Source organism: Metasolibacillus sp. FSL H7-0170, from assembly GCF_038593115.1.
Classification (GTDB): Bacteria; Bacillota; Bacilli; order Bacillales_A; family Planococcaceae; genus Metasolibacillus; species Metasolibacillus fluoroglycofenilyticus.
This window is the reverse complement of sequence record NZ_CP151964.1, coordinates 1,582,452-1,608,830: the sequence shown is the minus strand read 5'-3', so window position 1 is coordinate 1,608,830 and position 26,379 is coordinate 1,582,452. Positions and strand designations below refer to the sequence as shown.

Genomic DNA, 26,379 nt, shown 5'->3' with positions numbered 1-26,379 from the left:
TTATGAAAAAGTTTAAAGCAGTATTTGGAAGTATGTTACTAGTAAGTGGATTGATGTTGGGAGCATGTAGTGATAAAGGTGGGAGTTCAGAAGGTAGTAACGGAGGCGACAAAGAATTTAAAATTGCCGGCGTACTAATGCAATCTGATGTTGAATGGTTTAAGCAAATTCAGTATGGGATGGAACGGGCAGCCAAAGAATATAATGTTGATTTGAAAATCGGCAATTCTAACTTAGACCTAGCAACAGAATCTAGTTTATTTGACACATACACATCTCAAGGAATGGACGCAATCATTGTTTCAGCAATCGATTCTTCATCATCAGTGGAAGCAATTAAACGTGCACAAGAAAAAGATGTATTAATAGTTAACTATAATACAAATGTTGATGAAGACGTAATGGAATATTATGTTGGAATTGATAACTTTGAATTAGGTGCACAAGCTGGCCGTAAAGTAGCTGAATATGTACAGAATGAACTGGGTGGCCAAGCTAAAATTGGCATGGTGACACTTTCGATGTTTGAAGTAGGAATTAAACGAGCAGAGGGTTTTTTAGCAGAAATTTCAAAGGTACCAGGCATTGAAATTGTCAGCCAGCAAGATGCCAATGGACCTGAGAATGGAATGTCTGTTGCAGAAACTATGATTCAAGCAAATCCAGATATTGATGTGATGTGGGCAGCAAATGGTGGAACAACACACGGAGTAGTTCAAGGGATTATTTCAAAAGGTCTTCAAGATAGAATTAAATTCTTTGGGACAGATATGGACTTGCAGTCAGCAAATGCTTTATTAGACCCAGCGAATCCATATCAGGCAGTTTCTACTCAAGACCCAGAAAAGATTGGCTATGAATCTGTGAAAGCCGCAGTAAAAGCATTAAAAGGTGAATCTGTTGATAGTAATATTGTTGTGGACTTAGATTTCTTTACGAAAGAGGATAAAGAGAAGTTAGAACAATATATCGAGAAGTATAAAAACTTGTAGAAGTTTGGTGATAATCATGACTGGTACATTACTAGAGATGAAAAAAATATGCAAAAGCTTTGGTACGGTAGATGTATTAAAAGAAATTGATTTTAAACTGAATGCTGGAGAAGTACATGCTATTCTAGGCTCAAATGGTGCGGGAAAGTCAACCCTAGTAAAAATGATTTCAGGAGCATATCAAGCAGATTCAGGGGAGATTCTTCTAGAAGGATCTCCAATAAAATTTCAATCAACACAAAAAGCAAAGGAAATGGGTATTTCAATCGTTTATCAAGAATTTAGTTTATTTAATCATCTAAGTGTTGCTGAAAACATTTTTGCTGGCAGATATCCAGTAAAAAATACAGGTATAAAAGTAATTGATTACGACAAGCTTTATGCAGATTCGGACGAACTTTTAAAACGTGTTGGAGTCGATATTGACTCTAGGGAATTAGTTGAGAATTTACCTGTTGGAGAGCAACAAATAGTGGAGATATGCAAAGCTATTTCATTAGATGCAAAAATACTAATTTTAGATGAGCCAACATCTGCATTAAATGCAAAGGAAACAAAAAAGTTATTTGAAATTGTTGCACGTTTAAAAGAGAGCGGTGTAGGAATTATTTATATTACACACAGATTGAATGAATTATCAGAAATTTGCGATTGCATCAGTGTTTTTAGGGACGGAAAAAATATTGGAACATATAAAGTAAATGAGAAATCTATTAGTGAAATGGTAGATTTAATGCTAGGTGCAGTAAATAAGATTCATACTAAGGAAAAAATTGATAAGGTTAACCGAAAAAATGTTTTATCTATTCGTAACTTAACAACAAAAGACATAGAAAATATTTCTTTTAACTTAAAAGAAGGAGAAATATTAGGTATTACAGGGCAAATGGGTTCTGGCAGAACGGAGCTGTTAAAAACTATTTTCGGGTATGAATATATTTTGCAAGGTCAAATAGAATTAAATGGGAAATTGTTTACAAATCCTAAGCAGCATATAATGATTCAAAATGGTATTGGCTTTGTAACCGAAGATAGAAAAAATGAAGGTATTTTATTAGGACGAAGCGTCAGAGAAAACATTGTAGTTTCAATTATGAAGCAGATTACGAGTAGATTTGTAATTAGTAACAGCAAAGAAGATAAATATTCAAAGCAAGCAATTAAACAAACAGGATTTTTCCCTAATTTACCAGATAAGGAAATAGAGTTTTTTAGCGGAGGAAATCAACAAAAAGCCATACTAGGAAGATGGCTTGTTATCGAAAATTTAAAAGTATTATTGTTAGATGAACCAACACGCGGAATTGATGTCGGTGCTAAGGGACAAATTTATAAATTATTAGAGGACATCTCCTCTAAAGGAATCTCATTAATTGTCGTGTCTTCAGATATTGAAGAGCTTATTCAAATTGCGGATCGGATTCTTATTATGGAAAAAGGGCGATTAGTAAATGAAATTTTGAATGAAAATTTAACAGTTAATGAGCTTACAACAGCAATAATGGAGGGAGCAGAATGGAAGGACAAGCAACTGTCGTCATAGAGCGAAAAGAGAGTAGATTGACAGATTTTTTAAAGAAAAATCGCAACATTTTAGGGTTAACAGGTGTATTAATTTTTTTAATTTTAATTTTTTCATTTATTGCTCCTAATTTCTTTACAACGTCAAATTTAATAGATGTGTTAAGACAGATGTCGATGATAGCAATTATTGCGATTGGAATGACAATGGTTATTATAACCGCTGAAATTGATCTTTCGGTTGGCTCATTGGTAGCTGCGAGTAGCGCGGTACTAGGTTACTTATCTATTACAATGAGTTTAAATATTTGGCTAGCGATTATTTTAACAATTATGCTAGGAGGAATAAGCGGTTGGACAATTGCGTTTTTACGTAATCGTTACGGTATTCCTACATTTATTACGAGTCTTGGCTGGTTATCAGTTTGGCGAGGTGTGGCGTATTTAATAACCGGTGGATTCCCAATTGCTCCATTTCCAGCAAGCTTTAGTTTTATCGGTAGTGGATTTATTGGTTCAATTCCATTTGTTGTGATTTTAATGGTTTTACTCTACGTGATATTTTACTTTGTTTTGGTGAAATTCCCATTTGGTCGATATGTATATGCGGTTGGAAGTAATATTAAGGCTGCTCAATTATCAGGTATAAACGTAGCACGTGTAAAAACATTAGTATTTGTTATTACTGGTATGTTGGCTGCTTTAGCAGGTATTATTTTGTCCTCACGTCTAATGTCTGGAAACCCAACTGTTGCAAACGGTTGGGAACTAGATGTTATTGCTGCTGTTATTATTGGAGGGACTAGCTTAGCGGGGGGAAGAGGTTCAATTGTTGGAACATTTATTGGTGCTTTATTTATTGCAATTTTAAGTAATGGAATGGTATTAATCGGCGTATCTTCCTACATGCAATTAGTTGTAAAAGGGTCGATTATCGTCATTGCCGTAATTATAAATGCAATTCAAATTTATGGTGTCAGAGGAATGCAAAAAGATATTAGTTAATAAATCAAACTAATCAAATACTTTTCTTTTTATTAAAACTAAGCACGGGCATAATTGCCTGTGCTTTTTTTAGACAGGTAATCACGCACATCATGTCGAATAAATACGAAACAAGAAGGTGAAAATAGAGTAACTGAGATGAAGGAGTATTATGCATGAGAATAACTGAGTTTTCTGTGAAACGTCCTGTTTTTACGATAGTAACGATGGCGCTCGTTATCATTTTAGGATTTGTTTCACTGTTTAAAATACCTGTAACCCTTATACCTAATTTGAATCCGCCCATTGGTGTTGTAGTGGCAAGCTATCCTGCTGCTAGCCCGCTTGAGGTGAGTGAAAAAGTGACGAAGCCTTTGGAGAGTAGCTTGGCAACATTACCTGGTATTAAGCGGCTACAATCTACAGCGCAAGAAGGGGCTAATTTAACGATTATTGAATTTAGCTGGACGACTGATATGAATGTGATGCAGATGGAAATCATGCAACGTTTAGAAATGGTAACACTACCAGATGGGGTTGGAAAGCCGAGCTTTATGAAGTTCGACCCATCGCAGTTTCCGATTATTCAATTAGGCTTGCAGGCAGAGAGCGCGGATGTCGATATACGACAAATGGCGGAGGCGTTAGAGCAGGAGCTGAAGCGAACAGAAGGCGTAGCGAGCATTAATGTATCAGGGAAAATTGTAGAGGAAATTAGCATTGTATTAGATGCTGGACAATTGGAAGCAAAGGGATTAACGCAAACAGATATTATCCAGCTTATTCAGGCTAATAATATTTCTTTGCCTGGTGAAACAGTATCTATAGATGGACAGCAATTAACAACGCGTATTGTTAGTTTGTTGACTTCCCCTGAACAAATAGCCGAGCTTATTGTTTCGGTGAATCCGTTGACAGGTGAAGCATTACTGCTGCGAGATATTGCCACAGTAGCGCGAAGCGAACAGCCGCAAACGACAATTACACGCGCTAATGATTATCCAGCACTATTAATTTCAGTACTCCAACAATCGGATGCCAATACGGCGCAAGTATCGGACGCCTTTCAAGAGGCTTTAGAAAAGCTATTGGCACAGCCTCAATATGCGGATGTTACAGCACATTTATTATTTGACCAAGGTGATTATGTGAGAATTGCCATTGATAATATCGCATCATCGCTATTATTTGGTGGTATCTTTGCAATGCTCGTTTTATTTGTTTTTTTACGGGGCTTGATTAGCCCTTTAATTGTCGGTATTGCAATTCCTTACTCAGTGATTGTGACGTTCGTTCTCATTTATTTTGCTGATTTTACATTGAATATTATGACACTCGGAGCCCTTGCGTTAGGCATCGGGATGCTTGTGGATAACGCTATTGTTGTTATTGAAAATATTGAGCGTCATATGGCACTAGGCAAATCACCGAGAGAGGCGACTTTATATGGAACGAAGGAAGTAAGCCTTGCTATTATTGCATCGACATTAACGACGGTAGCTGTTTTTTTACCAGTTGTCTTTATTTCAGGCTTAATTGGGCAAATTTTCACCGAGTTTGCCTTGACGATTGCCTTTAGCTTATTTGCTTCGTTAGTTGTTGCATTAACAGTTGTGCCGATGCTAGCTAGTCATTTATTAAAGCCGAAAATGACGAACTTAATAGAGCGACGTCAGCAATCGAAATTTTATCAAGCTTATGAAAAACTTATTCGCTGGGGCTTATATAACCGAGCGCTCGTATTAATAACGACTGCACTATTATTTGTGGTGACTAGCTTTATGCTTTATCGTACGGGAACAGAATTTATACCTTCAACGGATGAGGGCTATGTTTCATTGCAAGTACAGTTGAAAAATGGCACTTCTATCGAACAAACCGAGAGTGTCGTAGCGGATATTGAAGATTATATACAGCCGCTTCAGGAAGTGGATGTTGTCGTCAGCGTAATTGGTGGCAATCAGCAATCTATATCGCGCGGTACAGTTAGGGCAAACGAGGCAGAGCTTTACATTAAGCTTGTGCCAATTGCTGAGCGCAACAACTCAATTTTTGAGCTTGTTGAAGTGATGGAGCAGGATTTAGCAGCTATTATAGGAGAGCGTGCAGAAATGGAATTTTCATTAGCCTCATCCTCTGGTTCAACCCCAAATACATTGACATTTCGTGTTACCGATACAAATGAGGCGCGATTACAGGAAGCCGTGCTAGCGATTCAACAAGCTGTAGGAGAAATTGATACAGTGAGCGAAGTGACGACAGATTTAGATAGCATTGTAGAGGAGGTTCAGATAGAGGTAAACTCGAAGAAGGCAAAGGATTATGGTCTATTACCTGCTCAAATTGCACAGGCGGTAGGCAGCATGACACGCGGTCTTTATACGACGCAAATTATTGCAGAGGATGGCGTTGTACTACCTGTGACAACAGGTTTCGGTGATGCATTTAATACGAATATTGAAGCGCTAAAAAACATGAAGCTCCGCACCCCAGCAGGTCTTTTTGTCGAATTAGAAGATGTTGCGACGATTGAGCTAGCGCAAAGAGCGACAGCGATTAGACGTTCAGACCAAGCTTCGGCTGTAGCCTTTTTCGTTAAATATGCAACGACGGAATCATTAAGTGGCATTTCATCAAAGGTTGATAAAGCAATCGCCACTGTAGCATTGAATGACGCAACACGCATAATATTTAGTGGAGATAGAGAGTTATTTGATAGTGCAAAAAACGATATGATATTGGCAATATTACTTGCGGTTGTTTTAGTGTATATCGTTATGGCAGCACAATTTGAATCATTGAAATATCCGTTCGTTATGCTATTTAGTGTGCCATTAATGGTGATAGGAGTCGCTCTCGCTCTATTTATGACAAATACGCTGCTTGGTATAACAGCAATTATTGGTATATTAGTGCTTGTAGGAATTGTTGTGAATAATGGCATTGTACTTGTAGATTATATTAATCAGCAAAAAGAGCAGGGACAGCCATCTTTTGAGGCGATTTTAAGCGCTTGTCGTGACCGCTTACGTCCGATTTTAATGACCGCTTTAACAACAATGCTTGGCTTAATTCCGCTTGCATTAGGTATAGGAGAGGGAACAGAGCTAAATCAGCCAATGGCGATTGTTGTGATTGGTGGATTATTCGCATCGACACTGCTCACTTTATTAATTGTACCGATTATTTATAGCCTAATGGATAAAGAAACACGCCATTTAAAGAAATCTGTTGCAAAAATATAGTATTTCACTTATACTAAGTACACATTAAAATATCCATTGACATTATGTCAAAGGGGAGTAGCTATAAGTATTGATAGGACTGTTGAATCTAACAGCAGCCTACAACTAACTTACTTCACATTCGTCATTACATGGCTCTGCCATCGGGTGTGATAGCAATGAAATTTGCTTAGCAAGACCTTTGCCTGCTTTTTAGGCATAGGTCTTTTTTGTTGCCTTAAAAAGGTATTCGAAGTGCATGAAAATGGGTATACAATAACTAGAGGAGGAACTGATGATGGAAGCAATCTTATTAGAATATGCATGGGTACTTTTAGTCCTTGTCGTATTAGAAGGTTTACTTGCAGCAGATAACGCAGTGGTTATGGCGGTTATGGTCAAACATTTACCACAGGAACAACAAAAGAAAGCACTATTTTATGGATTATTTGGAGCGTTTATTTTCAGGTTCGCAGCATTGTTTTTAATTACAGTTTTAGTGAACTATTGGCAAATTCAAGCGCTTGGTGCAGCATATTTATTATTTATCTCATTCAAACATATTTATGATGCGAAGTTTAAGAAAGATAAGGATGAGGAGCAGGTAAAGGAAAAGAAAGGCTCTGGCTTCTGGATGACTGTTGTGAAAGTAGAGCTAGCCGATATTGCATTCGCTATCGATTCAATGCTTGCAGCAGTAGCAATTGCAGTAACATTACCGCATTTAACAGAATATCACATTGGCGGTATCAATGCGGGGCAGTTCTCTGTTATGTTCCTAGGTGGTCTAATCGGTTTAATCATCATGCGTTTTGCAGCACAATGGTTTGTGAAAATCTTGAACAAGCTCCCATCACTTGAAACAGCTGCCTTTTTAATTGTTGGCTGGGTAGGAGTAAAATTAGTCGTGTTAACATTAGCGCATGAAAAAGTGGCATTAATCCCTCATGATTTCCCTCATTCAACGGTGTGGAAGGCGACATTCTGGATTGTGCTAGTTGCGATTGCAGCAGGTGGCTATTTCTTCAGTGTAGCAAAAAACAAAAAACAACAAATTTCTTAAACAATAAAAAGCAACTGTCGAGCAAAGAACAAAAACTTTACGGCAGTTGTTTTTTTATTGTTAGAATAGTTAATGAAAATTGCAGATAACTCACCAGTGAACATTTTTGAAAGAAGTTGAAATATACCATCACTTTCCTATTGCCCCTTTTCTTTTTTCGTTACATTGTCTATACTAATGACTACCTAAAGAAGGAAGGGCATTTAGATGAAAAAGAAAAAAAAGCAACTAAGATTAGTTACGCCATTCCAATTGCTTGTGTCGTATTATTTTATAGCAATTGCTACATCGTTTTTTTTGCTGCGACTCCCGGGGGTACATCGAGAAGGGATAGAGGTAGCTTATTTAGATACATTATTTACAGCGGTTAGTGCAGTAAGTGTTACGGGTTTAACTGTTTTTGATATTTCGGAAACATATACGACATTTGGACTTGTTATGCTTCTTATCGTTTTGCAGTTGGGTGCTATTGGCATTATGTCACTTGGGACATTTATTTGGCTGCTTGTTGGGAAGCGCATTGGTATGCGTGAAAGACAGTTGATTATGATTGACCATAATCAATACAAATTATCTGGGGTTGTTCAATTAATTCGTGAGATTGTAAAAATATTATTTTTCATTGAAGCTGCTGGTGCGATAATTTTAACTTTGCACTTTCAACGTTATTTTGATACGTGGCAGGAAGCTTTAATACATGGTGTTTTTACATCGATTTCAGCAACGACAAATGGCGGCTTTGACATTACAGGTATGAGTTTGCAGCCGTTTCATTTAGATTATTTCGTTCAATTTGTAACCATGCTATTAATTGTGCTTGGAGCAATTGGCTTCCCTGTTTTAATTGAATTAAAGATTTTTTTAACAAAAAAAGACCGGACATTCCGATTCAGTCTGTTTACTAAAATTACGACAGCGACATATGGGATATTATTTATTATCGGCTCATTAGGCATTCTAGCACTTGAGAGCTTCCACTCATTTAAAGGGATGACTTGGCATGAGGCTTTATTTTCCGCCATGTATCATTCGGTATCGACACGCTCAGCAGGCTTGACAACCTATGATGTGCAAACATTCGGTGAGGCGACAGACCTTTTTATGAGCTTTTTAATGTTTATTGGGGCATCCCCTAGCTCTGTTGGTGGAGGAATTCGTACAACCACTTTTGCTATAGCTATTTTATTTTTAATTACGTATGCAAATGGTCGAGAAGAAATTCAAGTGTTTGGGCGGGAAATTCATATGATTGATGTATTCCGTTCCTTTGTTGTGATTACATTGGCGCTTTTCATGGTGTTTTTGGCTGCCATTATGCTGCTTATTTCGGAGCCTCATGCAACGGCTACACAGCTAATTTTTGAAATTACATCAGCGTTCGGGACATGTGGAATGTCACTTGGCATTACGAGTGATTTATCGACATTTGGAAAAATCGTTATTATGATTTTAATGTTTATTGGTCGTGTTGGGTTAATTTCATTTTTATATACTTTAGGTGGCAATACGAAGAAATTAAAATACCATTATCCCAAGGAACGCGTAATAATTGGCTGAAAAAAGGCTAGCCAGATTTTTCTAGGCCACTGAAAAAGTCCCCATGAATCGGTATTACGCTAAAACGGTTGATTTCCGTTCCGAGCGCACGCTTTCCGTGGGGCGGGCGGTGAGCCTCCTCGGTCGCTTCGCTCCACTGCGGGGTCTCACCTGTCCCGCTAATCCCACAGGAGTCGGCGCCCTACACTCCAATCAACGAAGTAGCTTTCATAAAGATAAAATAATACTTTAAAAACAGCGATTCATTCCTAATTTAAATTGGGAATACATCGCTGTTTTATTATATAGTAGCGTTATCAAATGTAAAGAGTCAGGAAACAGGTATGGAAATTGATACAGTGATTGGGGATGCAGCTTATTCAGAGAAGGATAATATTCGCTATGCGAAAGAAAACGAGCTTCAATTAGTATCGAAATTAAATCCGCGAATCACACATGGAAGTCGTGCTAAAGAAGATGAGTTTGAATTCAATAAAGATGCAGGGATGTATGTTTGTAAAGCAGGGCATATGGCTATTCGAACAGCACGGACAGGAAAGAAAAACCAAGGGCAAAACCAAGCACAAACTTACTACTTTGATATTGAAAAATGTAAGGTTTGCTCGTTACGTGAAGGTTGTTACAAGGAAGGTGCGAAAAGTAAAACCTATTCCGTAACGATGAAATCAACAGAACATGAAGAGCAGGAAGCGTTTCAAAATAGCGATGAATTTAAAGAAAAAGCAACATCGCGCTATAAAATTGAGGCGAAAAATAGTGAGTTGAAACATAGACACGGGTATGAAACAGCCAATTCCGCGGGTCTATTTGGTATGCAGATACAAGGAGCAACAACCATATTCGCCATGAATCTCAAAAGAATTATAACCTTAATGAAGGGAGCAGAGTAAGAAATACCACTGAAAAAGGAGTTAATTCGTTCAAATTTGAACGAATTAACTCCTTTTTAACATTACATTCACTTATAAGTTGAAAAAACGTAAGTTTTTCAGTGGCCTAGATTTTTCTGGTTAGCCTTTTTTGAAGTTGCTAATAGAACAAAAAAGTTACCTAATAAATGATGAACATTTCAATCAAACAGCAGCGCGACAGCCTTTTTTCTACAGTGCCTTAATATCTGCAAAATAGGGTTGCTGACCTTGACGGAAATAAGTGAATAAATAGCCCTTGTGCTTTGTAATTTGACCATTAACGAAATCGCCATAAGAAATCGTTGCTGGAATGATGAGCGAGTGCTTGAATAAATCACGCTCGGTTATTCCCATTGCCGCAAACTCTTGTCCTGCGATAGCAGGGTTTTGGCGGAGCTGTGCATAAATATTTTTTTGCTCTACGTCATCTACTCGCTTATTCCACCAAATTTTACGCGGTTGGAATTGCTGCTCCTGTAAGTAATCAAGCTGCATAATATTTTGTACAATATCTAAATCGACGTTTGGTACTGTTTGTAAAAATTCTAGCAAGCGGCGGAACAGATCTTCTAGCTGATGCCCGATACGAGACCAGCCACGTGTTTCCCAATATGTACCGAAGCTTTGGAAAAAGTCAAACGGAGTTTCGAACACTTCAGTTACTAAATATTCAATTGTGAAATCCATACGATGAGCATTCCAATATTTCTCAAGTACGTCCTCGGCATGCTTAATACGAACGATATCATCAAACGTTAGCACATTATTTGAAAAAATTTCGTATGGGGCAATGTCGACGTATGTGTAACCGTATTTTTTAGCTTCTAGGCGTAGACCGGTCCCACGTAATAGCTTTAAAAACCCTAATTGCAATTCTTCGGGGCGCATGGCAAAAACATCGTTAAATGTGTCGCGGAAGGAAGCGTAATCCTCCTCTGGTAGACCAGCAATTAAATCTAAATGTTGAGCGATTTTGCCGCCTTCCTTGACCATCGTAACAGTGCGTTTTAATTTTTCAAAGTTTTGTCGACGTTTGACAAGCTCATTTGTTAAATCGTTTGTCGACTGTACACCGATTTCAAAACGGAACAAGCCTTTTGGCGCATTGTCATTTAAAAATTGAATTACTTCTGGACGCATAATATCCGCCGTTATTTCAAATTGAAACACAACGCCAGGCTTGTGCTCATCAATTAAAAATTGAAACATTTCCATTGCGTAGCTACGGCTAATATTGAAGGTACGGTCTACAAATTTAATTGTTTTCGCACCATGCTCCATTAAAAAGCGAATATCCTCTTTTATTTTTTCGCGATTAAAATAACGCACACCTACTTCGATGCTCGATAAACAAAACTGGCATTGGAAAGGGCAACCACGACTTGTTTCAATATATTGGATACGCTTGCCAAGATGAGGTAAATCTTCAGCAAAGCGGAATGGTGATGCGAGCTCACGCAAATCAATTTTTGCTGGTTGTGCGTGGATTTTTACTTTGCCTTCTGCTAAATAGCAAATACCACGTACATCTTCTAAAGGAATTTTGCCATTGAAATAATGCATTAATTCCTTAAAGGAAGTCTCCCCTTCCCCCATAACGATGAAATCAATTTCAGTATGATTTTTTAGCCAATGATGCACGTCATAAGATACTTCAGGTCCACCTAAAATAACTTTCGTATTAGGCAAAACAGTTTTTAACATTTTCACTACATGCAGCGTTTCTTCAATGTTCCAAATATAACAACTAAAGCCCACGATATCAGGCTGCTTTTGGAATAAATCTGAAACGATATTAAATGCGGGGTCTTTAATTGTATATTCAGCAAGCTCTGGTATAAATTCAGGGTAGGCACTTGCTTTTAAGTAGCGAATTGCTAAATTCGTATGAATATATTTGGCGTTTAATGTTGCTAATACAATTTTCATAATTTCTCTCCTCTTCACATTTATCCTTGTATTAACAGGCTGTAAGATTCCCACATAAAAATATGAAGTGGGAGGACGGTCTGTAAAACTCGAATAGTGAGGCTTCCAATCCCTACGGACAGAAGATTCACTTTATCATTGTAGCAGTGTATCAAAAAGGCGACAACTTACTAGTTTTTTGAGATATGTAAGTGAAAAGTTATTTGTTCAATTACAACTCTGTACCATCAAAACTTTTGAAAGATTCAATTTAATTTAGTTAAAATTTGGACAATTGCTCAATTAAATGTTAAATTAGTATTTAACTATAAGATAAAAAATATTTGCTAAATTAAAATAAAATGTCTTTATTGCTAAATAATTTTTCGGAAAATATAGAATATTAGGTAATAAAAATGTAATATAGTTAATAGGATATAAATAGCATACTAATTGATAGCGCGATTACTTTACAACAGGAGGTTCGTTTTCTTTGAGTTATATTGATATTTCTAAGCTTGATAGACTCTTTGACGAGTGTAAAGAGTCGATGATTGTCATGCACGAATCAGGTCAAATTCAAAAAATGAATCAAGAAGCAGCGCAGTTATTAAGTTGGAATCATATGGTAGAGCAGCTGATGCTTGATGAAATGTCCAGTGCAACATGGGATGCTTTTATGAAACAGGTGAAGTATTCAGGAATAGCGTTTTGTAATGTAAACATTATTGTAGAAAATAATACAATTTCTACTAGTGCATTTGGTTGTTATTTTGAAAAAGAACAATCCATTATCGTATGGCTAAGTCCAAATTTCAATGAGGACGAGTTATTCACTAAAGATATTCTATGCTCTATTATAGACTGTGCGTGCTACGATGCAATTTTGTCGGACAAGCAAGGCTATATTATAGGGATGACACAGGGTGCTTTAGAAATTTTAGGGTATAAAAATGAACAAACATATGAACAGTTGTTGTGCGACTTAGGCTTTTCAAAGCAGCAAATTTTTGAGTATCTTGAAAATATTGATCATAGCTCCACAGGCACTATCATTTTTGAGCGTAGTATTGCTGAGAAGGCAATGACTTATGAACTGACAGCACTCGCTATCAGTTCTACGAATATAATTGTTACAATATTTAAAGAGGTGACTGCTGAAATAAAGGACACACATTTGGAAGAAGAAAAAATACTGTCGAACTTAAACGAGCTTGTTGCGACAATTGTCCATGAAATACGAAATCCAATGACTTCTTTAAAGGGCTTTTTAGAATTATTAAAGTTGAATATGAGTGAAGATGGCAAGCAATACTTTTCAATTATTGATGCTGAATTTGAGCGCCTAGAGCTTATTTTAGAGGACTTCTTATATTTATCGAAGCCACCTAAATATGCGATGGAAGAGATTTCTTTAGTGGAAGCTATTCAACAAATTGTTGACCTTATGCAGCCACAAGCAATTCAAAGCAATATTTTATTAATGCTTCAATACTCTTTAGTTGATGAATTCAAAATGCTAGGAAATGAAGTGCGTTTAAAGCAGTTGCTTATAAATGTTATTAAAAATGCAATTGAAGTAATGCCATTAGGTGGAACTATCACAATTGCTTTAGGCTATAATGTGGAAGGCAATATTGAGTTAACTATTAAAGATGAAGGCTACGGGATGAGTGAGGAAACGATGCAAGGGTTATTTACACCTTTCTTCACTACAAAGAAGCAAGGTTCTGGGCTTGGTTTACCTCTTGTCAAGAAAATTATTGAGGAGCATAATGGCGATATTAATGTTTGGAGCAAGGAAGGCATAGGTACAGAATTCACCTTTACGATTCCTGTTGATCCATATAAATATGTAATGAATATTCCATTACATGAATCGATAAGCCTAACTTGATGATTTCAGAAAGAGGCTGCGGTAAAGTCAGATACCAGTCTGATTTTACCGCAGCTTCTTGGTCGTAGTTATCAATACTAAGAGAAAGTATCTATTAAATTACGCTATCTTAAAAGCCCTATTTTTAGAAAATAAGATTAAAAAATTGGACAAGGCTCTCAAGCAATAGCTATAATGCTTTGTATATATTATCTTGCTTCAGCAATGTTTTTTCAGCATGCAATTTAAAAACATGCTGAAGCAGGATAAAGCCCCAAGCGAATGTCACAGGTTTTTAAAGATGGCTGGATGACGAAAAATAGTCAGTCGCTGTTACAGAAGGTGACGTTATTGGATAAACGATAGCTTGCGGAGGCGTAATTGATTTCAGATAAGGATGGATTACATGGCTTCAGAAGAAATTAAACAATCATTAAAATTATTTATTGTACTATCACGTGCGTATAAAGCAATTAATGAAATAACGAATGACTTTTGCCAAAAAAGCGGGTTGAATCAAACTGAATTTGCTGTATTAGAGCTTTTATATCATAAAGGGAGACAGCCATTACAGCATATTGGGAATAAAATATTATTAGCAAGTGGCTCGATTACTTATGTGGTAGATAAGCTTGAAAAAAGAGGGTACTTAAAACGTGTATCTTGTGCAGAAGATCGCCGTGTAACGTATGCGGAAATTACAGAGGCAGGCTCCGACTTTATGGCAGAACTATTTCCTCAGCATGAGAAAAATTTGCATGAATTAGTAAGTGTATTATCCCCAGAGGAAAAGGAGCAAGCAATTGAGCTACTAAAGAAATTAGGCTTATCAGTGAAAGATTTATCATACTAAAGGGAGGCGTCTGAAAAGACGCTCACTTTAGTGTTTGCCACCTTTTATTCTTTTTTAGTTAATATTTTAATAAAAAATAATAAAGGGCGTGTCTGAAAAGTTATTTTGAGACACGCCCTTTGCGATGAGGATAAGGATAGTGGCAATTTATTGTGACTACTGTAGGAGTACATCTTCTATGTGTCGAAAGCAAAGGCTGTCCAAAATGCCGGCTATGCTCGGCTTTTTGGACAGCCTACATCTTTTCATTATTTAATTGTTAAGCCCATTTGTGCTAACGCATCTTTTAAATCGGCTTGATTATCAAAAATCGTTAAGCGAATAAAATTATCGGGCAATTCATATAAAAGCGTCAGTACCGTTTCGCCTTCCAATTCTACGTAAAATGTCTGCATATTTGTAATTTGCTCATTTAATTGAATCGGAGATAAATCGTATTCACTATAGCCCTCTTCAGGAGCAATGGCATTTACTGCATCACTTGTATTTGTGAGTAATTCATCAAATGCTATGTCTGCTTTTGGAAACGCTTCGATACGCATTGATACATCTGGATCGATATCCGCCATTACGATATCTCGACCGGGCTCTTCAGCAGTAATTGTAAAGCCGTCCATTAAGTTTATAGAATAATCTTGCTGAGGGCTTTTTACATTAATTGTTGAACCTTTTATTTCCTGATTATTGGATTTATACGTAATTGATTGCGCGTTGCTAGATGAATTTTCTTCTGGTGTGCTGATTTCTGAATTTTCTTCTTCATCCTCATTTTCTTCTACTGTACCATCAACGTCTATTTCCTCTTGATTGTTAGGTTCTTCATTTGTTGCACCATTCGAATCAATGTTTGGCGATGGTTCTTCTGTTTTTGACTCTGTATTGCATGCTGCTAATAATAGAGCAGTTAAAATAGAGAGAATTAATAAATATTTTTTCATTTAACATTCCTCCTTACAGTATAAGGACGTACTTAATTAAAATAAGTTTCCTGCAAAAAAGCAATTATGTGAGTGGTAAAACTAAGAATAATAATAAAACAAAGACAACATGAGATACAATAATTAGCGGTAAGCTTTTTTTCCATTCATATAGAGCGCCCCATAATAGCCCTGCAACAAAGGCTGCGATTACACCGGGGATGAAGCCACTAATAGCGACCGAAATAGAGAAGAGGGCAGCAGTAATAATAACCGCATAGCTACTTTTAACAAATCGCTTTAATTGTTGTTGAACAAAGCCCCGCCAAAACATTTCCTCTCCAACAACGATAATAAAGATAAGTAGTAAATAATGCCAAACTGTAGATGGTCCATATTTTCCTAAGAAGCTAGCAATTTGTTGCGAAGTATTCGGACTTATTAGTGGCAATATTAAATAGCCTGCTTTGACGATACCATATGTGATTGTGCCATAACCAATACCGAATATTAAATATTGCCATGTAGGTAAGCTATCTTCAAATTTTTCTGTTACGAGTGAAATGGCAATACCGACTAATAAAGTGAATGTGTATAAATACCAGAAAATCGTTTTTTCAGAAAATGTATAAAACAGCATTGCGTACATGAAAATTAAAGAAAGCAACAGTACTGGAGCTTGTTTAATGAATTTCATAAAATGTATCAACCTCCTAACGTAATACTAACAAAAAAACTCCCCTTCATCATCAATTTTATGACGAAAGGGAGTTTTTCTAAACAATGTAGGTATAGTAATTGTAAATAATGCCATAATATAATACTAAACAAGGCTTATAAGAGCCGATTGTAGCAAACTTTGTGGCATTCGATAAACATATTGAAACAGCAAAGAAACATGTGCTGAATCAAGATAAAATTTTATAGCGTTTATGGTTAACGACTGTTTTTTCTTCTATTTCTAGGTCCGTGAAATTTTCCATAATGGTTAAGTCAACGATAACAGAATTCTCATTTACTTTTTCAACAATACCTTGTAAGCCATCCTTAAATTCAATGATATTTCCAACTTCGGCAATTTTCACAGGCAGTCAACTCCTTTAATGACTTCATAATTCACGTCATTACCATAACTGTTTTTAAGAATAACATAATAATAGTATAGAAATCAATTATATCGGTAAGGCTTGTATTATTTTACTAAAATGTGTTAAATAGAGCTGTATTTTGTAGGGAAATATTGTATAATAGCAATAAAATGATTTTAAAGTAAATGAACCTGGAAAAAGAAATTTATTTTGAAGGAGATATGAATTTTCCATGGAAGTATATAGAAAAATGATTAATGATTTAAGAAATCGGGAAGTACAATCAATAGAAATAGAAAAAAGTGATTTTTTAGCTTTTCGCCAAATTTTAGTAAGTGAGCCTGATTTTAAACATTTTAGAGGAGAGGCAAAGCAGGGAGGCAATATTATATTTACTTATTTAGATATTGCTAGAACATAGGCAAGTTATTTGGATCAATGAATAGGGGGGACAAAAGTGGAGGAAGGTATTTTAAAGCAGCTTGAACGCACGCGTGAACAGATGATTCGTTCGGGGATTGAAAACGGACTGCGAAATGCCAAAACAATTCGCTTGAGTAGACAACTAGATCGATTGATGAACAAATATGCAAAGCAAAAGCAAGAAAATCAAAATATGTTAGATGATCAATTAATGAATTAAAATATAATTTTTATAAATCATGTTTAACTTTATGAAATCGTGGGAATAGTATGAATGAACACAGCAACATTCTCATTTCCCCCTTTTTGAGTAGAAGCAAATTCAAGCTTCTGCTCTTTTTTTGTTTAGCTACTATAATAATTCCTCTTTTTGCAGTACAGTATAGAGGAGAGAATTGTCCAAAAAGATATAACTATTTTTAGCGTAACAAAAATTTACTTTTTATTGAATGTCTATCTTTTTTAGATGGCGAGCATTTCTACAAAATAGAAAAGAGTTGTTACAAGAAGCGGGATGCTAGCCTGCTTTTTATGACAAGCCTAGAAATTATGAGGAGGATTTGATTATGGCAACAATTGGGTTTATTGGAACGGGTGTTATGGGGGCGAGCATCGTTAAGCATTTATTAAATGTTGGACACGAAGTAACTGTTTATTCAAGGACAAAAGCAAAAACATTGCCGTTAATAGAGCTAGGGGCGGAATGGGCAGATTCACCCGCACAGGCGGCGGTAAACAAAGAGGTTATTTTTACAATGGTCGGTTATCCACAAGATGTAGAGGAAGTGTATTGCGGAGCTAACGGTATTTTATCAACGGCGAAAAAAGGTGCAATTATCGTAGACATGACAACATCTGAACCAACGTTAGCCAAAAAATTGTACACGCTAGCACTAGAAAAGGGTATACATAGTATTGATGCACCGGTATCTGGAGGCGATATTGGAGCGCAGAACGGCACGCTATCAATTATGGTTGGTGGTAATCAAAATATTGTGGAGTCGATTCGCCCAATCTTAGAGGCATTCGGAGGAAATATCGTATACCAAGGACAGGCTGGTGCAGGTCAGCATACAAAAATGTGTAATCAAATCGCTATTGCAGGTGGAATGCTAGGCACATGTGAAGCCATTATTTATGGTTTGCAGGCTGGTTTGACGATGGAGGAAGTATTAAAATCGATTTCATCAGGAGCAGCTGGTTCATGGTCACTTTCGAATTTAGCGCCACGTATTTTAAAAGAAGATTTAGAACCAGGCTTTTATATAAAGCATTTTATAAAAGATATGAAAATTGCTTTAGATGAGGCTGAAAAAATGAATTTACAATTACCGGGTTTACACTTAGCGAAAAAAATGTACGATGTTTTATTAACAGAGGGATATGGGGACAAAGGAACACAGGCATTAATCAAATATTATCAAATGCATGCTAATTAAATGAATGGGAGGAGAGCTATCCGAAAAGCGGCGCGTTGGCGCACTTTTCAGATGGCTCTCTGCTGTTTTGTTGGAATTTGTCACGATTCAGCAGAAAACTCTCACCTTCACAGATGGCGAGATGAATGCTTTTATTCAGTGAGTGTTCAAACATCTGCCGAATCATGATAAAGCCCCCGGCGGATGTCACAGATTTTTTCGAGCTTGCTCGAAAAATCTGGATGCAATTACGCCGAGGCGTAATTGATAGTATTATAAGATAAAAAAGATGTTCGAAATGAACATATAAATAAAAAACTATTGATTATTTTGTTTAAAACGAACATAATATAATTATTAGTTGTTCGAAATTACCGAAGGGAGTACTTTTTATGCAACCAAAAGATCGAAGAGAGCTGATTTTGGAACAATTAAATGTCAATGAGAAAATAGAAATCGATCAGTTAGTGGAGCAATTAAATGTTTCCGCTATGACGATTCGACGAGACTTAAATATTTTAGAGGCAGAAGAGAAAATTATTCGCACACACGGTGGTGCGGTGTTAAACAAGCCTCTTGTTAACGAAGTTTCATTTCAAATTAAAGAAACAAAATATAGCCAGCAAAAAAAGCGAATTGCTCAAACTGCTTTGCAATATATAAAGGATCATTCTACGATTTTGCTCGATGCAGGAACAACAAATTTGGAAATTGCAAAGCGTCTAAAAGGTAAGCGCAATTTAACTGTTCTAACAAATGATATACGCATTGCAGTTGAATTGATGGATTCGGATATTAAGGTAATAGTGACTGGTGGAGAATTACAAAATAATACAGGTGCAATTTTCGGTCCTTTGACAGAGCAAGTATTGAAAAATATTCATGTAGATCAGTTTTTCTTAGGCTCCCATGCGGTTCATATAGATGCTGGAATTACTGCGCCAACATTTGAAAAGGCTTCTATGAAGCAATTAATGATTGAATGTGCTGAAGCAACTTTGCTTGTAGTAGATTCAAGTAAATTTGATCAAAAATCATTAGCAAAAGTTTGTGATTTATTTAGCATAGACGGAATTATTACAGATGACGGAATACCAGCTCATTATATGGAAACATTAAAAGAGAAATGTGAAGTGATAATTGCAGAAGGAGGGGAAGAATGGTGAAAATTGGCGTCATTGCAGATGATTTAACAGGAGCAAATGCAACGGGTGTTCGTTTGACAAAATCAGGATTTCAAACATCTACGATGGTACATTTTAATCAAATGCCTCCTCATACACAGCGTTCGGTTTGTGTAGATACGGATAGCCGATATGCAGATAGTAATGTAGCGAAGATGCGCGTTTCAAAAGTGCTTGAAAACTTATCTGCATGGGGAGTAGAAGTTGTTTGTAAAAGAATTGATAGCACAGTAAGAGGAAATATCGGTGTCGAGATTGATACGGTACTTGATTACCTTGGTGAAACAGCAATTGCGGTTATTGCACCGTCCTTTCCAGATTCGGGACGTGTAGTGTCTGGAGGCTATTTATTAGTAAATGGGATACCTTTACAAGCAACTGACGTAGCAAAAGACCCTGTGGCTCCTTTAACGCAATCTTACGTACCAAATATTGTGGAAAAACAAAGCAAATATAAAGTCACCCATCTAGGTTTAAATATCGTGCTAGAAGGCGAGAAAACATTAGCGCAAGCCTTCGAGCAATCAATCGCTGTAGGAAATCGTGTTTTTGTAGTAGACGCTGTGACAAACGAGGATATTGAAATAATTGCGAATGCTATGGCAATGTTAAAAAGTCACCAAATGATTCCATGTGACCCAGGTCCATTGACAGCAGCATATTCAAAAGCCTATTTCAGTAATGCGTTATCTAATAAAAAATTTATCGTAACAGTGGGGAGCGTGACAACGAACAGCGCAAATCAGCTCCATTATTTACTTGAAAAAACAGATGCACAGCCAATTTATGTGGAAACAGTACAATTGACTGGAAGTGTGGAGCTTTGGGAACAGGAAGTACAAAAGGTTGTCGATATGGCGCTCAAGGAAATGCAGCAGCAGGAAATTATTATTATCACTACTTATATTCCCGGTTCAGAGCCATTAAATCTAAAGGATATTGCACAGCAACAAGGTATGACCCAGGAATTTTTAGCTAAAAGAATCGCGGATGGTTTAGGGAAGATTACAAGACTTGTCATTGAAAAAAGCGAGTTTGAAATTGGCGGTTGCTTTTCAAGTGGTGGTGATGTTACAGCCTCCATTTGTTCAATTGGCGGAGCAGAGGGTATTAAATTAAATGATGAAGTATTACCGTTAATTGCCTATGGTCAATTTATTGGGGGACATTTCGATGGTATCCCACTTGTAACAAAAGGCGGTATGGCAGGCGATAAAAAGGCGATTTATACAAGTGTACGCCATTTGATTGCCATGTCATCTAATTAACTTAGATGCTGGTGATGGCGTTTTAGTATAAGGTTTAGCGGTGTTTCTGCTTAGTGAAAGAGAAGAAGCAAAAATTTTTTAAATAGAAAGTCAAGTGTGTTGATTATATAAGTATTGTCTATAAATTAGCGTGTTTTTAAGGGGAAACGCTTTTTATTAGGCATTCACCGAAATAAATTCGTCGAAGCCGCATCACGAGGAAAGCGTCCCCTCAGTTGAAATTAATAAATTGTTAAATATTGTTTGTAAAATAAAGATTAATCAACACGCATGATAAAAAACTTTAAAGCGAAAAATTAGGAGGAATAAAACATGGCAAACGAAAGAGCGATTATTGGGATTCCAATGGGAGATCCAGCAGGCATTGGACCAGAAATTACGATGAAATCTTTAACAAAAGCTGATATATACGATGTGTGTAAGCCGCTCGTAATTGGCGACACAGCAGTGCTTAAAAAAGCAATTGCAATCGTGGGAGCTAATTTGCAAATTAATGAAGTAAATAAACCATCTGAGGGTAAATATGAGCTTGGTACCGTAGATGTTATTAACTTAAATAATATTAATATTGATGAATTACAATATGGCGAGGTGTCGGCGCAAGGTGGGCAAGGGGCATTCGAATATATTAAAAAAGCGGTGGAGCTTGCCATGGCGGATGAAGTACAAGCAATTGCAACAACACCTATTAATAAAGAGTCTTTACAGGCTGCCAAAGTCCCATATATTGGACATACTGAAATGCTGGAAGATTTAGCAGGTTCACAGGACCCATTAACAATGTTTGAAGTAAAAGGAATGAGAATTTTCTTCTTAACTCGTCACCTTTCATTAAAGGATGCAATTGACCAAATAACGAAGGAGCGTGTACGTGATTATTTAATTCGCTGCGACAAGGCGTTACAACGCTTAGGTGTAGAAAATCGCCGCTTTGCAGTAGCAGGCTTAAACCCACATAGCGGTGAAAATGGATTATTTGGTTGGGAAGAAGTAAAAGAAATTAAACCAGGTATTGAAGCTGCTGTCGTGGAAGGTATTGATGCAGTTGGTCCAGTGCCAGCGGACTCTGTATTCTTCCAAGCATTAAACGGAAAGTATGATGCGGTACTATCTCTTTACCATGACCAAGGGCATATTGCAGCAAAAATGACAGACTTCCACCGTACAATTTCCATTACAAATGGCTTGCCATTTTTACGTACATCTGTTGACCACGGTACGGCATTTGATATCGCAGGGAAAAATATTGCTGAAAGTGTCAGCATGGAAGAATGTATTAAAGTTGCAGCACAATATGCACCTAATTTTACAAAAAATAATTTATAATTTTGCATTTAGATGGCATTCTTCTCGATGAGTGGAGCTGTCTGAAATATTATTTTCAGATAGCTCCATTTCATTGAACAACAATGAAAACACTTACATTTAAGGGGGATTATGATGGACACAGTATCAGGTACTCAGTTAATGGCCGGGCTTTTACTCGGTGTTATCGCTTTAATTTTATTAGTATTAAAAACGAAAGTTCACGCATTTGTAGCGTTACTTATTGCAGCATCTATCGCAGGGATTGTAGGTGGAATGGCGCCAGCAGCTGTCGCAGATACAATTTCAGCAGGTTTTGGCAGTACGCTTGCCTCTGTCGGTATTATTATCGGTTTAGGTGTAATGATGGGACGAATACTTGAGGTTTCGGGCGCTGCTGAAACGCTAGCCTATGCTTTAATTCGCTTTGTTGGAAAAAAGAAAGAGGAGTGGGCGATGGGAATTGCAGGGTTTATCGTATCAATTCCAATTTTCGTTGACTCAGCATTTATTATTTTAAATCCATTAGTAAAATCATTATCAAAGAAAACAGGAAAATCTGTTATTGCTATTGGTGTTGCACTGGCTTCAGGTCTTGTTATTACGCATTCACTTGTGCCGCCAACACCTGGACCACTTGGTGTTGCTGGAATCTTTGGCGTAGACATTGGGATTATGATTGGTCTCGGTTTATTATTCGGTATACCATTGATGATTGTCGGTATTCTTTATGCAAAATGGTTAGGCAATAAAATTTATCAATTACCAGATGAAACATCTGAAACAGGCTTTATTCGTCCAAAGGAAAAGGTTGGTTATTCTGAATTACTCGATGCAATAGATGAAAGGGAGCAAACAAAGGAACTACCTTCATTAATGTTATCCTTATTGCCTATTTTAGTTCCAATTATCTTAATATTCTTAAATACAACTTTGGCTGCGTTAGAATTAGTAGATGGCTTTTACGGTATTTTAATCTTTTTAGGTAAGCCAATTATCGCAGTTGCTATCGGTTTATTATTCGCAATATACGGCTTGGCGAGAAATCTTTCGCGTTCAGAAACGCTTGAGCGTATGGAGGAAGGCATTCAGTCGGCAGGTATTATTATTCTTGTCACAGGGGCAGGAGGGGCATTAGGCTTCGTATTACGTGAAAATGGTGCTGGTGACTATATTGCCAATTTAATTGCTGAATTACCATTGCCAGCATTTTTAATTCCGTTCTTCGTCGCTTCACTCGTTCGCCTTGTGCAAGGAAGTGGTACTGTGGCGATGATTACGGCTGCCTCTATTTCAGCACCGATTTTATCGCAAATGGATGTTAATATGGCACTGGCTGCTCAAGCAGCGGCGATGGGGGCATTAGTATTTTCATACTTTAATGATAGCCTTTTCTGGGTTGTAAACCGTATGTCAGGTATTACTAATGTAAGAGAGCAAATTTTAGTTTGGTCAGTTCCCACGACATTAATGTGGTTTACAGGTTTAATCGTTTTATTAATTGCTAATATGTTTATGTAATGTAAGCCCGTAATCAAAATACGCATATTTTTCGATCGCACCTCTCGGTACTATTAAAGTATCAAATCAAGGGAGGTGCATTCTTATGCCAACGAACAAAGTATCCATCGTTCCAGTTCATTTGGAACCAACTCCATCTAAACCTTCAACGGACCGAGCTCCGTTAAAACCAATCTGCGTCATTCAAGCCAATCAACTAAAAGTCTCCTTTTATCATGGCGTAAAGAATCACGTTATCCAAACCGTTATGCAGGAGCTGATGAAGAATGATTCATGACTTCACCAAGGTAAAAAACATCTACATTATTTGCGGTCGAACGGACATGCGCAAAGGGATCGATGGATTAGCCTCGCTTGTCCAAGAGAACTTTAAACTGGATCCGTACAGTGAAGCGGTCTTTCTCTTTTCCGGTTGGAAGCGTGACCGCTATAAATGTCTGTATTTCGATGGGGATGGCTTTGCCTTACTGTATAAACGATTAGATCAAGGCCGACTTCAATGGCCAAAAGATGAAGAACAAGTACGAAACTTAACGCAACAGGAATTGCGCTGGTTGCTCGAAGGGTTATCCCTTTCGCAGCCAAAAGCGATCCAAAAATCGAAGAAAAGTGTCTTTTAATCACAGTATTTCCGGTGATATAATTATCTATAAATAAACTGAACGGAAATGGGGTGAGCGAAATGAACAATCCTTCTCAAGCCAAGTTAATTCGATTATTAGAAGAACAATTAGCTTTTACAAAAGAACAAAATAAACAGTTAACAAATCAAATTGACGTGTTAACAGAACAAGTTCGTCAGCTCACAAAAATGATTTACGGCTCACGTTCTGAAAAGTCGAAATACCAAGCGCCAGATGGGCAGTGTTCACTTTTCGATGATGATTCGTCTTTTAGCGAACCTGAGCACACAGGATATGAAAGCACGGAAACGATTACTTACTCGGTAACGCGTTCTAAGAAAAAGAAAAAGCGCAACGATTCATTTAAAGAAGGTGTGATGGTCGAAGAGATTCATCATCACCCTTCTGATTTGACGTGCGTGTGCTGTCAAAGCGAACTGCACGAAATCGGTTCAACGCTTGCCCGTGAAGAAGCGAAATTTATTCCGGCCAAGCTGATTCGCGTGCAGCATTTTGAGCATGCCTATGAGTGCAAACATTGTAAAAAGGACACAGAACGTGCTGCTTTCATCGCCAAAGGGAAAGCTCCTGTAGCGGTGATTCCACGTAGTATCGCCAGTCCCGAGTTACTCGCAAAGATTGTAAGTGATAAATTCTCGTTGTATTTACCGCTTTATCGCCAGGTAAACGAACTGAAACGAATGGGGCTCGAAACGAATGATAGAAACCTATCCAATTGGGTGATTCGTGTAGCGGATGATTGGTTACGGCCAATTTATGAAGAAATGAAAAACGTACTTTCTGCAAAAACATTACTTCATATTGATGAAACAACCGCTCAAGTATTGAATCGCTCGGACGGTAAAAAGGCACAATCGCACGCGTATAATTGGGTATTCCGAACAGTGCCAACAGAAGGACCAGTCATCATCTTATTCCATCACGCTTTAACAAGAAGTCGTGAGGTGTTAAAGGAATATTTAATGGATTTTCAGGGCACTGTAATATGCGACGGCTATTCGGCTTATGATAAGCTGTCGAATATTCAATTCGCCAATTGTTGGTCACACGTTCGACGTTATTGGTTAAAAGTCGAGAGTGCCAATGGACGGAAAGGGCTCGCTTACTGCAATCAGTTGTATGAACTGGAGCGCCGTTTCAAAGGCTTACCACCGAAACAACGGCAAAAAATGCGTTGGAAGTATGCGCGAAAAATCATTCGTAAATTCTTTAAGTGGTTGGAAAAATCTCCATTCTACGGGAAGAATGCCTTAGCAACCGCAACGGAGTATACTTTGAACCGGAAACACGCGCTCAAAGCATTTTTATACAACGGGCAGATTGAAATTGATAATAACCCGGCAGAAAACGCGATTCGTCCAAGTGTAGTTGGAAGAAAAAACTGGCTTTTCTCTGTCAGTGAAGCTGGTGCAAGAGCGAATGCGATCTGTTTAAGCTTAGTGGAAACCGCAAAAGCAAATGGCATCGATTTCTACCAGTATCTTGTCAAGCTTTTTACGGACCTGCCAAATTTATCGATTCATCAGCAACCAGAGCTTCTAAAAGATTACATGCCCTGGTCTGAAAAAATACAGGTCGCATGTGGGAAAAATTTAGCAGCATAAAAGCCGACTTTCTGAAAAACTTCAGAAAGTCGGCTACTTGTCGTGCGTGCCGTAAGGTGCGCCTTTTTTAATTGAATTCGGGCTTACTATGTAATTTTGGAGTTGTCTGAAAGTAGCA

21 protein-coding genes and 1 pseudogene are annotated in these 26,379 nt (G+C 37.3%); 18 read left to right on the top strand and 4 right to left on the bottom strand.

Going from position 1 to position 26,379, the window contains the following annotated elements:
- Positions 1 to 2 precede the first annotated feature (2 nt).
- From MHH70_RS07615 to MHH70_RS07585, 7 genes and pseudogenes are all read left to right on the top strand, one after another.
- Positions 3 to 992, top strand: a complete 990-nt coding sequence (locus MHH70_RS07615) for a substrate-binding domain-containing protein (protein ID WP_342472965.1) — start codon at positions 3 to 5, stop codon at positions 990 to 992.
- Positions 993 to 1,008: 16 nt separating this feature from the next.
- Positions 1,009 to 2,535 carry a sugar ABC transporter ATP-binding protein gene (locus MHH70_RS07610; protein WP_342472964.1) on the top strand — a complete coding sequence of 509 codons (1,527 nt, stop codon included), beginning with the start codon at positions 1,009 to 1,011 and terminating at the stop codon, positions 2,533 to 2,535.
- The gene (locus tag MHH70_RS07605) at positions 2,508 to 3,518 is read left to right on the top strand and encodes an ABC transporter permease (protein WP_342472963.1); all 1,011 of its coding nucleotides are present in this window, start codon (positions 2,508 to 2,510) and stop codon (positions 3,516 to 3,518) included. Before MHH70_RS07610 ends, MHH70_RS07605 begins: the two co-directional genes overlap by 28 nt.
- Positions 3,519 to 3,673: 155 nt before the next feature.
- The gene (locus tag MHH70_RS07600; protein WP_342472962.1) at positions 3,674 to 6,742 is read left to right on the top strand and encodes an efflux RND transporter permease subunit; all 3,069 of its coding nucleotides are present in this window, start codon (positions 3,674 to 3,676) and stop codon (positions 6,740 to 6,742) included.
- A gap of 277 nt (positions 6,743 to 7,019) precedes the next feature.
- On the top strand, positions 7,020 to 7,784 hold the full coding sequence (locus tag MHH70_RS07595; RefSeq protein WP_066169483.1) for a TerC family protein: 765 nt from the start codon (positions 7,020 to 7,022) through the stop codon (positions 7,782 to 7,784).
- Positions 7,785 to 7,991: 207 nt separating this feature from the next.
- Positions 7,992 to 9,341, top strand: a complete 1,350-nt coding sequence (locus tag MHH70_RS07590; RefSeq protein WP_066169486.1) for a TrkH family potassium uptake protein — start codon at positions 7,992 to 7,994, stop codon at positions 9,339 to 9,341.
- Positions 9,342 to 9,646: 305 nt separating this feature from the next.
- Positions 9,647 to 10,231, top strand: a pseudogene (locus tag MHH70_RS07585) (transposase); the annotation flags it as partial.
- 210 nt (positions 10,232 to 10,441) lie between these two features.
- Here MHH70_RS07585 and MHH70_RS07580 read toward each other — a convergent pair.
- Positions 10,442 to 12,181 carry a B12-binding domain-containing radical SAM protein gene (locus MHH70_RS07580; RefSeq protein WP_107942181.1) on the bottom strand — a complete coding sequence of 580 codons (1,740 nt, stop codon included), beginning with the start codon at positions 12,179 to 12,181 and terminating at the stop codon, positions 10,442 to 10,444.
- A gap of 472 nt (positions 12,182 to 12,653) precedes the next feature.
- Between MHH70_RS07580 and MHH70_RS07575 the strand changes: the two genes are divergently transcribed.
- Complete coding sequence (locus tag MHH70_RS07575) at positions 12,654 to 14,057, top strand: ATP-binding protein (RefSeq protein WP_066169490.1); 1,404 nt, start codon at positions 12,654 to 12,656, stop codon at positions 14,055 to 14,057.
- Positions 14,058 to 14,442: 385 nt separating this feature from the next.
- Entirely contained in the window at positions 14,443 to 14,889 is a 447-nt protein-coding gene (locus tag MHH70_RS07570; RefSeq protein WP_066169493.1) for a MarR family transcriptional regulator, read from the top strand.
- A 248-nt stretch (positions 14,890 to 15,137) separates the two neighbouring features.
- Here MHH70_RS07570 and MHH70_RS07565 read toward each other — a convergent pair whose 3' ends face one another.
- The 3 genes from MHH70_RS07565 to MHH70_RS07555 all read right to left on the bottom strand — a co-directional run bounded on the left by MHH70_RS07565 (position 15,138) and on the right by MHH70_RS07555 (position 16,891).
- Entirely contained in the window at positions 15,138 to 15,827 is a 690-nt protein-coding gene (locus MHH70_RS07565) for a hypothetical protein (protein WP_342472961.1), read from the bottom strand.
- Between the two features lie 64 nt (positions 15,828 to 15,891).
- The gene (locus MHH70_RS07560) at positions 15,892 to 16,503 is read right to left on the bottom strand and encodes a type II CAAX endopeptidase family protein (RefSeq protein ID WP_066169498.1); all 612 of its coding nucleotides are present in this window, start codon (positions 16,501 to 16,503) and stop codon (positions 15,892 to 15,894) included.
- 211 nt (positions 16,504 to 16,714) lie between these two features.
- Positions 16,715 to 16,891, bottom strand: coding sequence for a DUF2187 family protein (locus MHH70_RS07555; RefSeq protein WP_066169499.1), 177 nt, complete (start codon positions 16,889 to 16,891; stop codon positions 16,715 to 16,717).
- A 235-nt stretch (positions 16,892 to 17,126) separates the two neighbouring features.
- Between MHH70_RS07555 and MHH70_RS07550 the strand changes: the two genes are divergently transcribed.
- From MHH70_RS07550 to MHH70_RS07510, 9 genes are all read left to right on the top strand, one after another.
- A complete protein-coding gene (locus MHH70_RS07550; RefSeq protein WP_066169503.1) occupies positions 17,127 to 17,315 on the top strand; it encodes a hypothetical protein in 189 nt (62 codons plus the stop codon).
- A 36-nt stretch (positions 17,316 to 17,351) separates the two neighbouring features.
- The gene (locus MHH70_RS07545; RefSeq protein ID WP_066169505.1) at positions 17,352 to 17,537 is read left to right on the top strand and encodes an aspartyl-phosphate phosphatase Spo0E family protein; all 186 of its coding nucleotides are present in this window, start codon (positions 17,352 to 17,354) and stop codon (positions 17,535 to 17,537) included.
- Between the two features lie 346 nt (positions 17,538 to 17,883).
- Positions 17,884 to 18,756 carry an NAD(P)-dependent oxidoreductase gene (locus MHH70_RS07540; RefSeq protein ID WP_342472958.1) on the top strand — a complete coding sequence of 291 codons (873 nt, stop codon included), beginning with the start codon at positions 17,884 to 17,886 and terminating at the stop codon, positions 18,754 to 18,756.
- A 371-nt stretch (positions 18,757 to 19,127) separates the two neighbouring features.
- Entirely contained in the window at positions 19,128 to 19,901 is a 774-nt protein-coding gene (locus MHH70_RS07535) for a DeoR/GlpR family DNA-binding transcription regulator (RefSeq protein WP_107942185.1), read from the top strand.
- A complete protein-coding gene (locus MHH70_RS07530; RefSeq protein ID WP_342472957.1) occupies positions 19,895 to 21,187 on the top strand; it encodes a four-carbon acid sugar kinase family protein in 1,293 nt (430 codons plus the stop codon). Before MHH70_RS07535 ends, MHH70_RS07530 begins: the two co-directional genes overlap by 7 nt.
- A gap of 312 nt (positions 21,188 to 21,499) precedes the next feature.
- The gene (pdxA, locus tag MHH70_RS07525) at positions 21,500 to 22,513 is read left to right on the top strand and encodes a 4-hydroxythreonine-4-phosphate dehydrogenase PdxA (RefSeq protein WP_342472956.1); all 1,014 of its coding nucleotides are present in this window, start codon (positions 21,500 to 21,502) and stop codon (positions 22,511 to 22,513) included.
- Between the two features lie 114 nt (positions 22,514 to 22,627).
- Entirely contained in the window at positions 22,628 to 24,013 is a 1,386-nt protein-coding gene (locus MHH70_RS07520) for a gluconate:H+ symporter (protein ID WP_107942187.1), read from the top strand.
- Between the two features lie 266 nt (positions 24,014 to 24,279).
- Positions 24,280 to 24,633, top strand: a complete 354-nt coding sequence (tnpB, locus tag MHH70_RS07515) for an IS66 family insertion sequence element accessory protein TnpB (RefSeq protein WP_342472955.1) — start codon at positions 24,280 to 24,282, stop codon at positions 24,631 to 24,633.
- A 62-nt stretch (positions 24,634 to 24,695) separates the two neighbouring features.
- A complete protein-coding gene (locus MHH70_RS07510) occupies positions 24,696 to 26,261 on the top strand; it encodes an IS66 family transposase (protein ID WP_342472954.1) in 1,566 nt (521 codons plus the stop codon).
- Positions 26,262 to 26,379 lie beyond the last annotated feature (118 nt).

What these genes read in the sequence shown, in the direction of transcription:
- MHH70_RS07615 (WP_342472965.1), top strand. Translation starts at nt 3, where the DNA reads ATGAAAAAGTTTAAAGCAGTATTTGGAAGTATGTTACTAGTAAGTGGA.
- MHH70_RS07610 (WP_342472964.1), top strand. Translation starts at nt 1,009, where the DNA reads ATGACTGGTACATTACTAGAGATGAAAAAAATATGCAAAAGCTTTGGT.
- MHH70_RS07605 (WP_342472963.1), top strand. Translation starts at nt 2,508, where the DNA reads ATGGAAGGACAAGCAACTGTCGTCATAGAGCGAAAAGAGAGTAGATTG.
- MHH70_RS07600 (WP_342472962.1), top strand. Translation starts at nt 3,674, where the DNA reads ATGAGAATAACTGAGTTTTCTGTGAAACGTCCTGTTTTTACGATAGTA.
- MHH70_RS07595 (WP_066169483.1), top strand. Translation starts at nt 7,020, where the DNA reads ATGGAAGCAATCTTATTAGAATATGCATGGGTACTTTTAGTCCTTGTC.
- MHH70_RS07590 (WP_066169486.1), top strand. Translation starts at nt 7,992, where the DNA reads ATGAAAAAGAAAAAAAAGCAACTAAGATTAGTTACGCCATTCCAATTG.
- MHH70_RS07580 (WP_107942181.1), bottom strand. Translation starts at nt 12,181, where the DNA reads ATGAAAATTGTATTAGCAACATTAAACGCCAAATATATTCATACGAAT.
- MHH70_RS07570 (WP_066169493.1), top strand. Translation starts at nt 14,443, where the DNA reads ATGGCTTCAGAAGAAATTAAACAATCATTAAAATTATTTATTGTACTA.
- MHH70_RS07565 (WP_342472961.1), bottom strand. Translation starts at nt 15,827, where the DNA reads ATGAAAAAATATTTATTAATTCTCTCTATTTTAACTGCTCTATTATTA.
- MHH70_RS07560 (WP_066169498.1), bottom strand. Translation starts at nt 16,503, where the DNA reads ATGAAATTCATTAAACAAGCTCCAGTACTGTTGCTTTCTTTAATTTTC.
- MHH70_RS07550 (WP_066169503.1), top strand. Translation starts at nt 17,127, where the DNA reads ATGGAAGTATATAGAAAAATGATTAATGATTTAAGAAATCGGGAAGTA.
- MHH70_RS07540 (WP_342472958.1), top strand. Translation starts at nt 17,884, where the DNA reads ATGGCAACAATTGGGTTTATTGGAACGGGTGTTATGGGGGCGAGCATC.
- MHH70_RS07535 (WP_107942185.1), top strand. Translation starts at nt 19,128, where the DNA reads ATGCAACCAAAAGATCGAAGAGAGCTGATTTTGGAACAATTAAATGTC.
- MHH70_RS07530 (WP_342472957.1), top strand. Translation starts at nt 19,895, where the DNA reads ATGGTGAAAATTGGCGTCATTGCAGATGATTTAACAGGAGCAAATGCA.
- pdxA (WP_342472956.1), top strand. Translation starts at nt 21,500, where the DNA reads ATGGCAAACGAAAGAGCGATTATTGGGATTCCAATGGGAGATCCAGCA.
- MHH70_RS07520 (WP_107942187.1), top strand. Translation starts at nt 22,628, where the DNA reads ATGGACACAGTATCAGGTACTCAGTTAATGGCCGGGCTTTTACTCGGT.
- tnpB (WP_342472955.1), top strand. Translation starts at nt 24,280, where the DNA reads ATGATTCATGACTTCACCAAGGTAAAAAACATCTACATTATTTGCGGT.
- MHH70_RS07510 (WP_342472954.1), top strand. Translation starts at nt 24,696, where the DNA reads ATGAACAATCCTTCTCAAGCCAAGTTAATTCGATTATTAGAAGAACAA.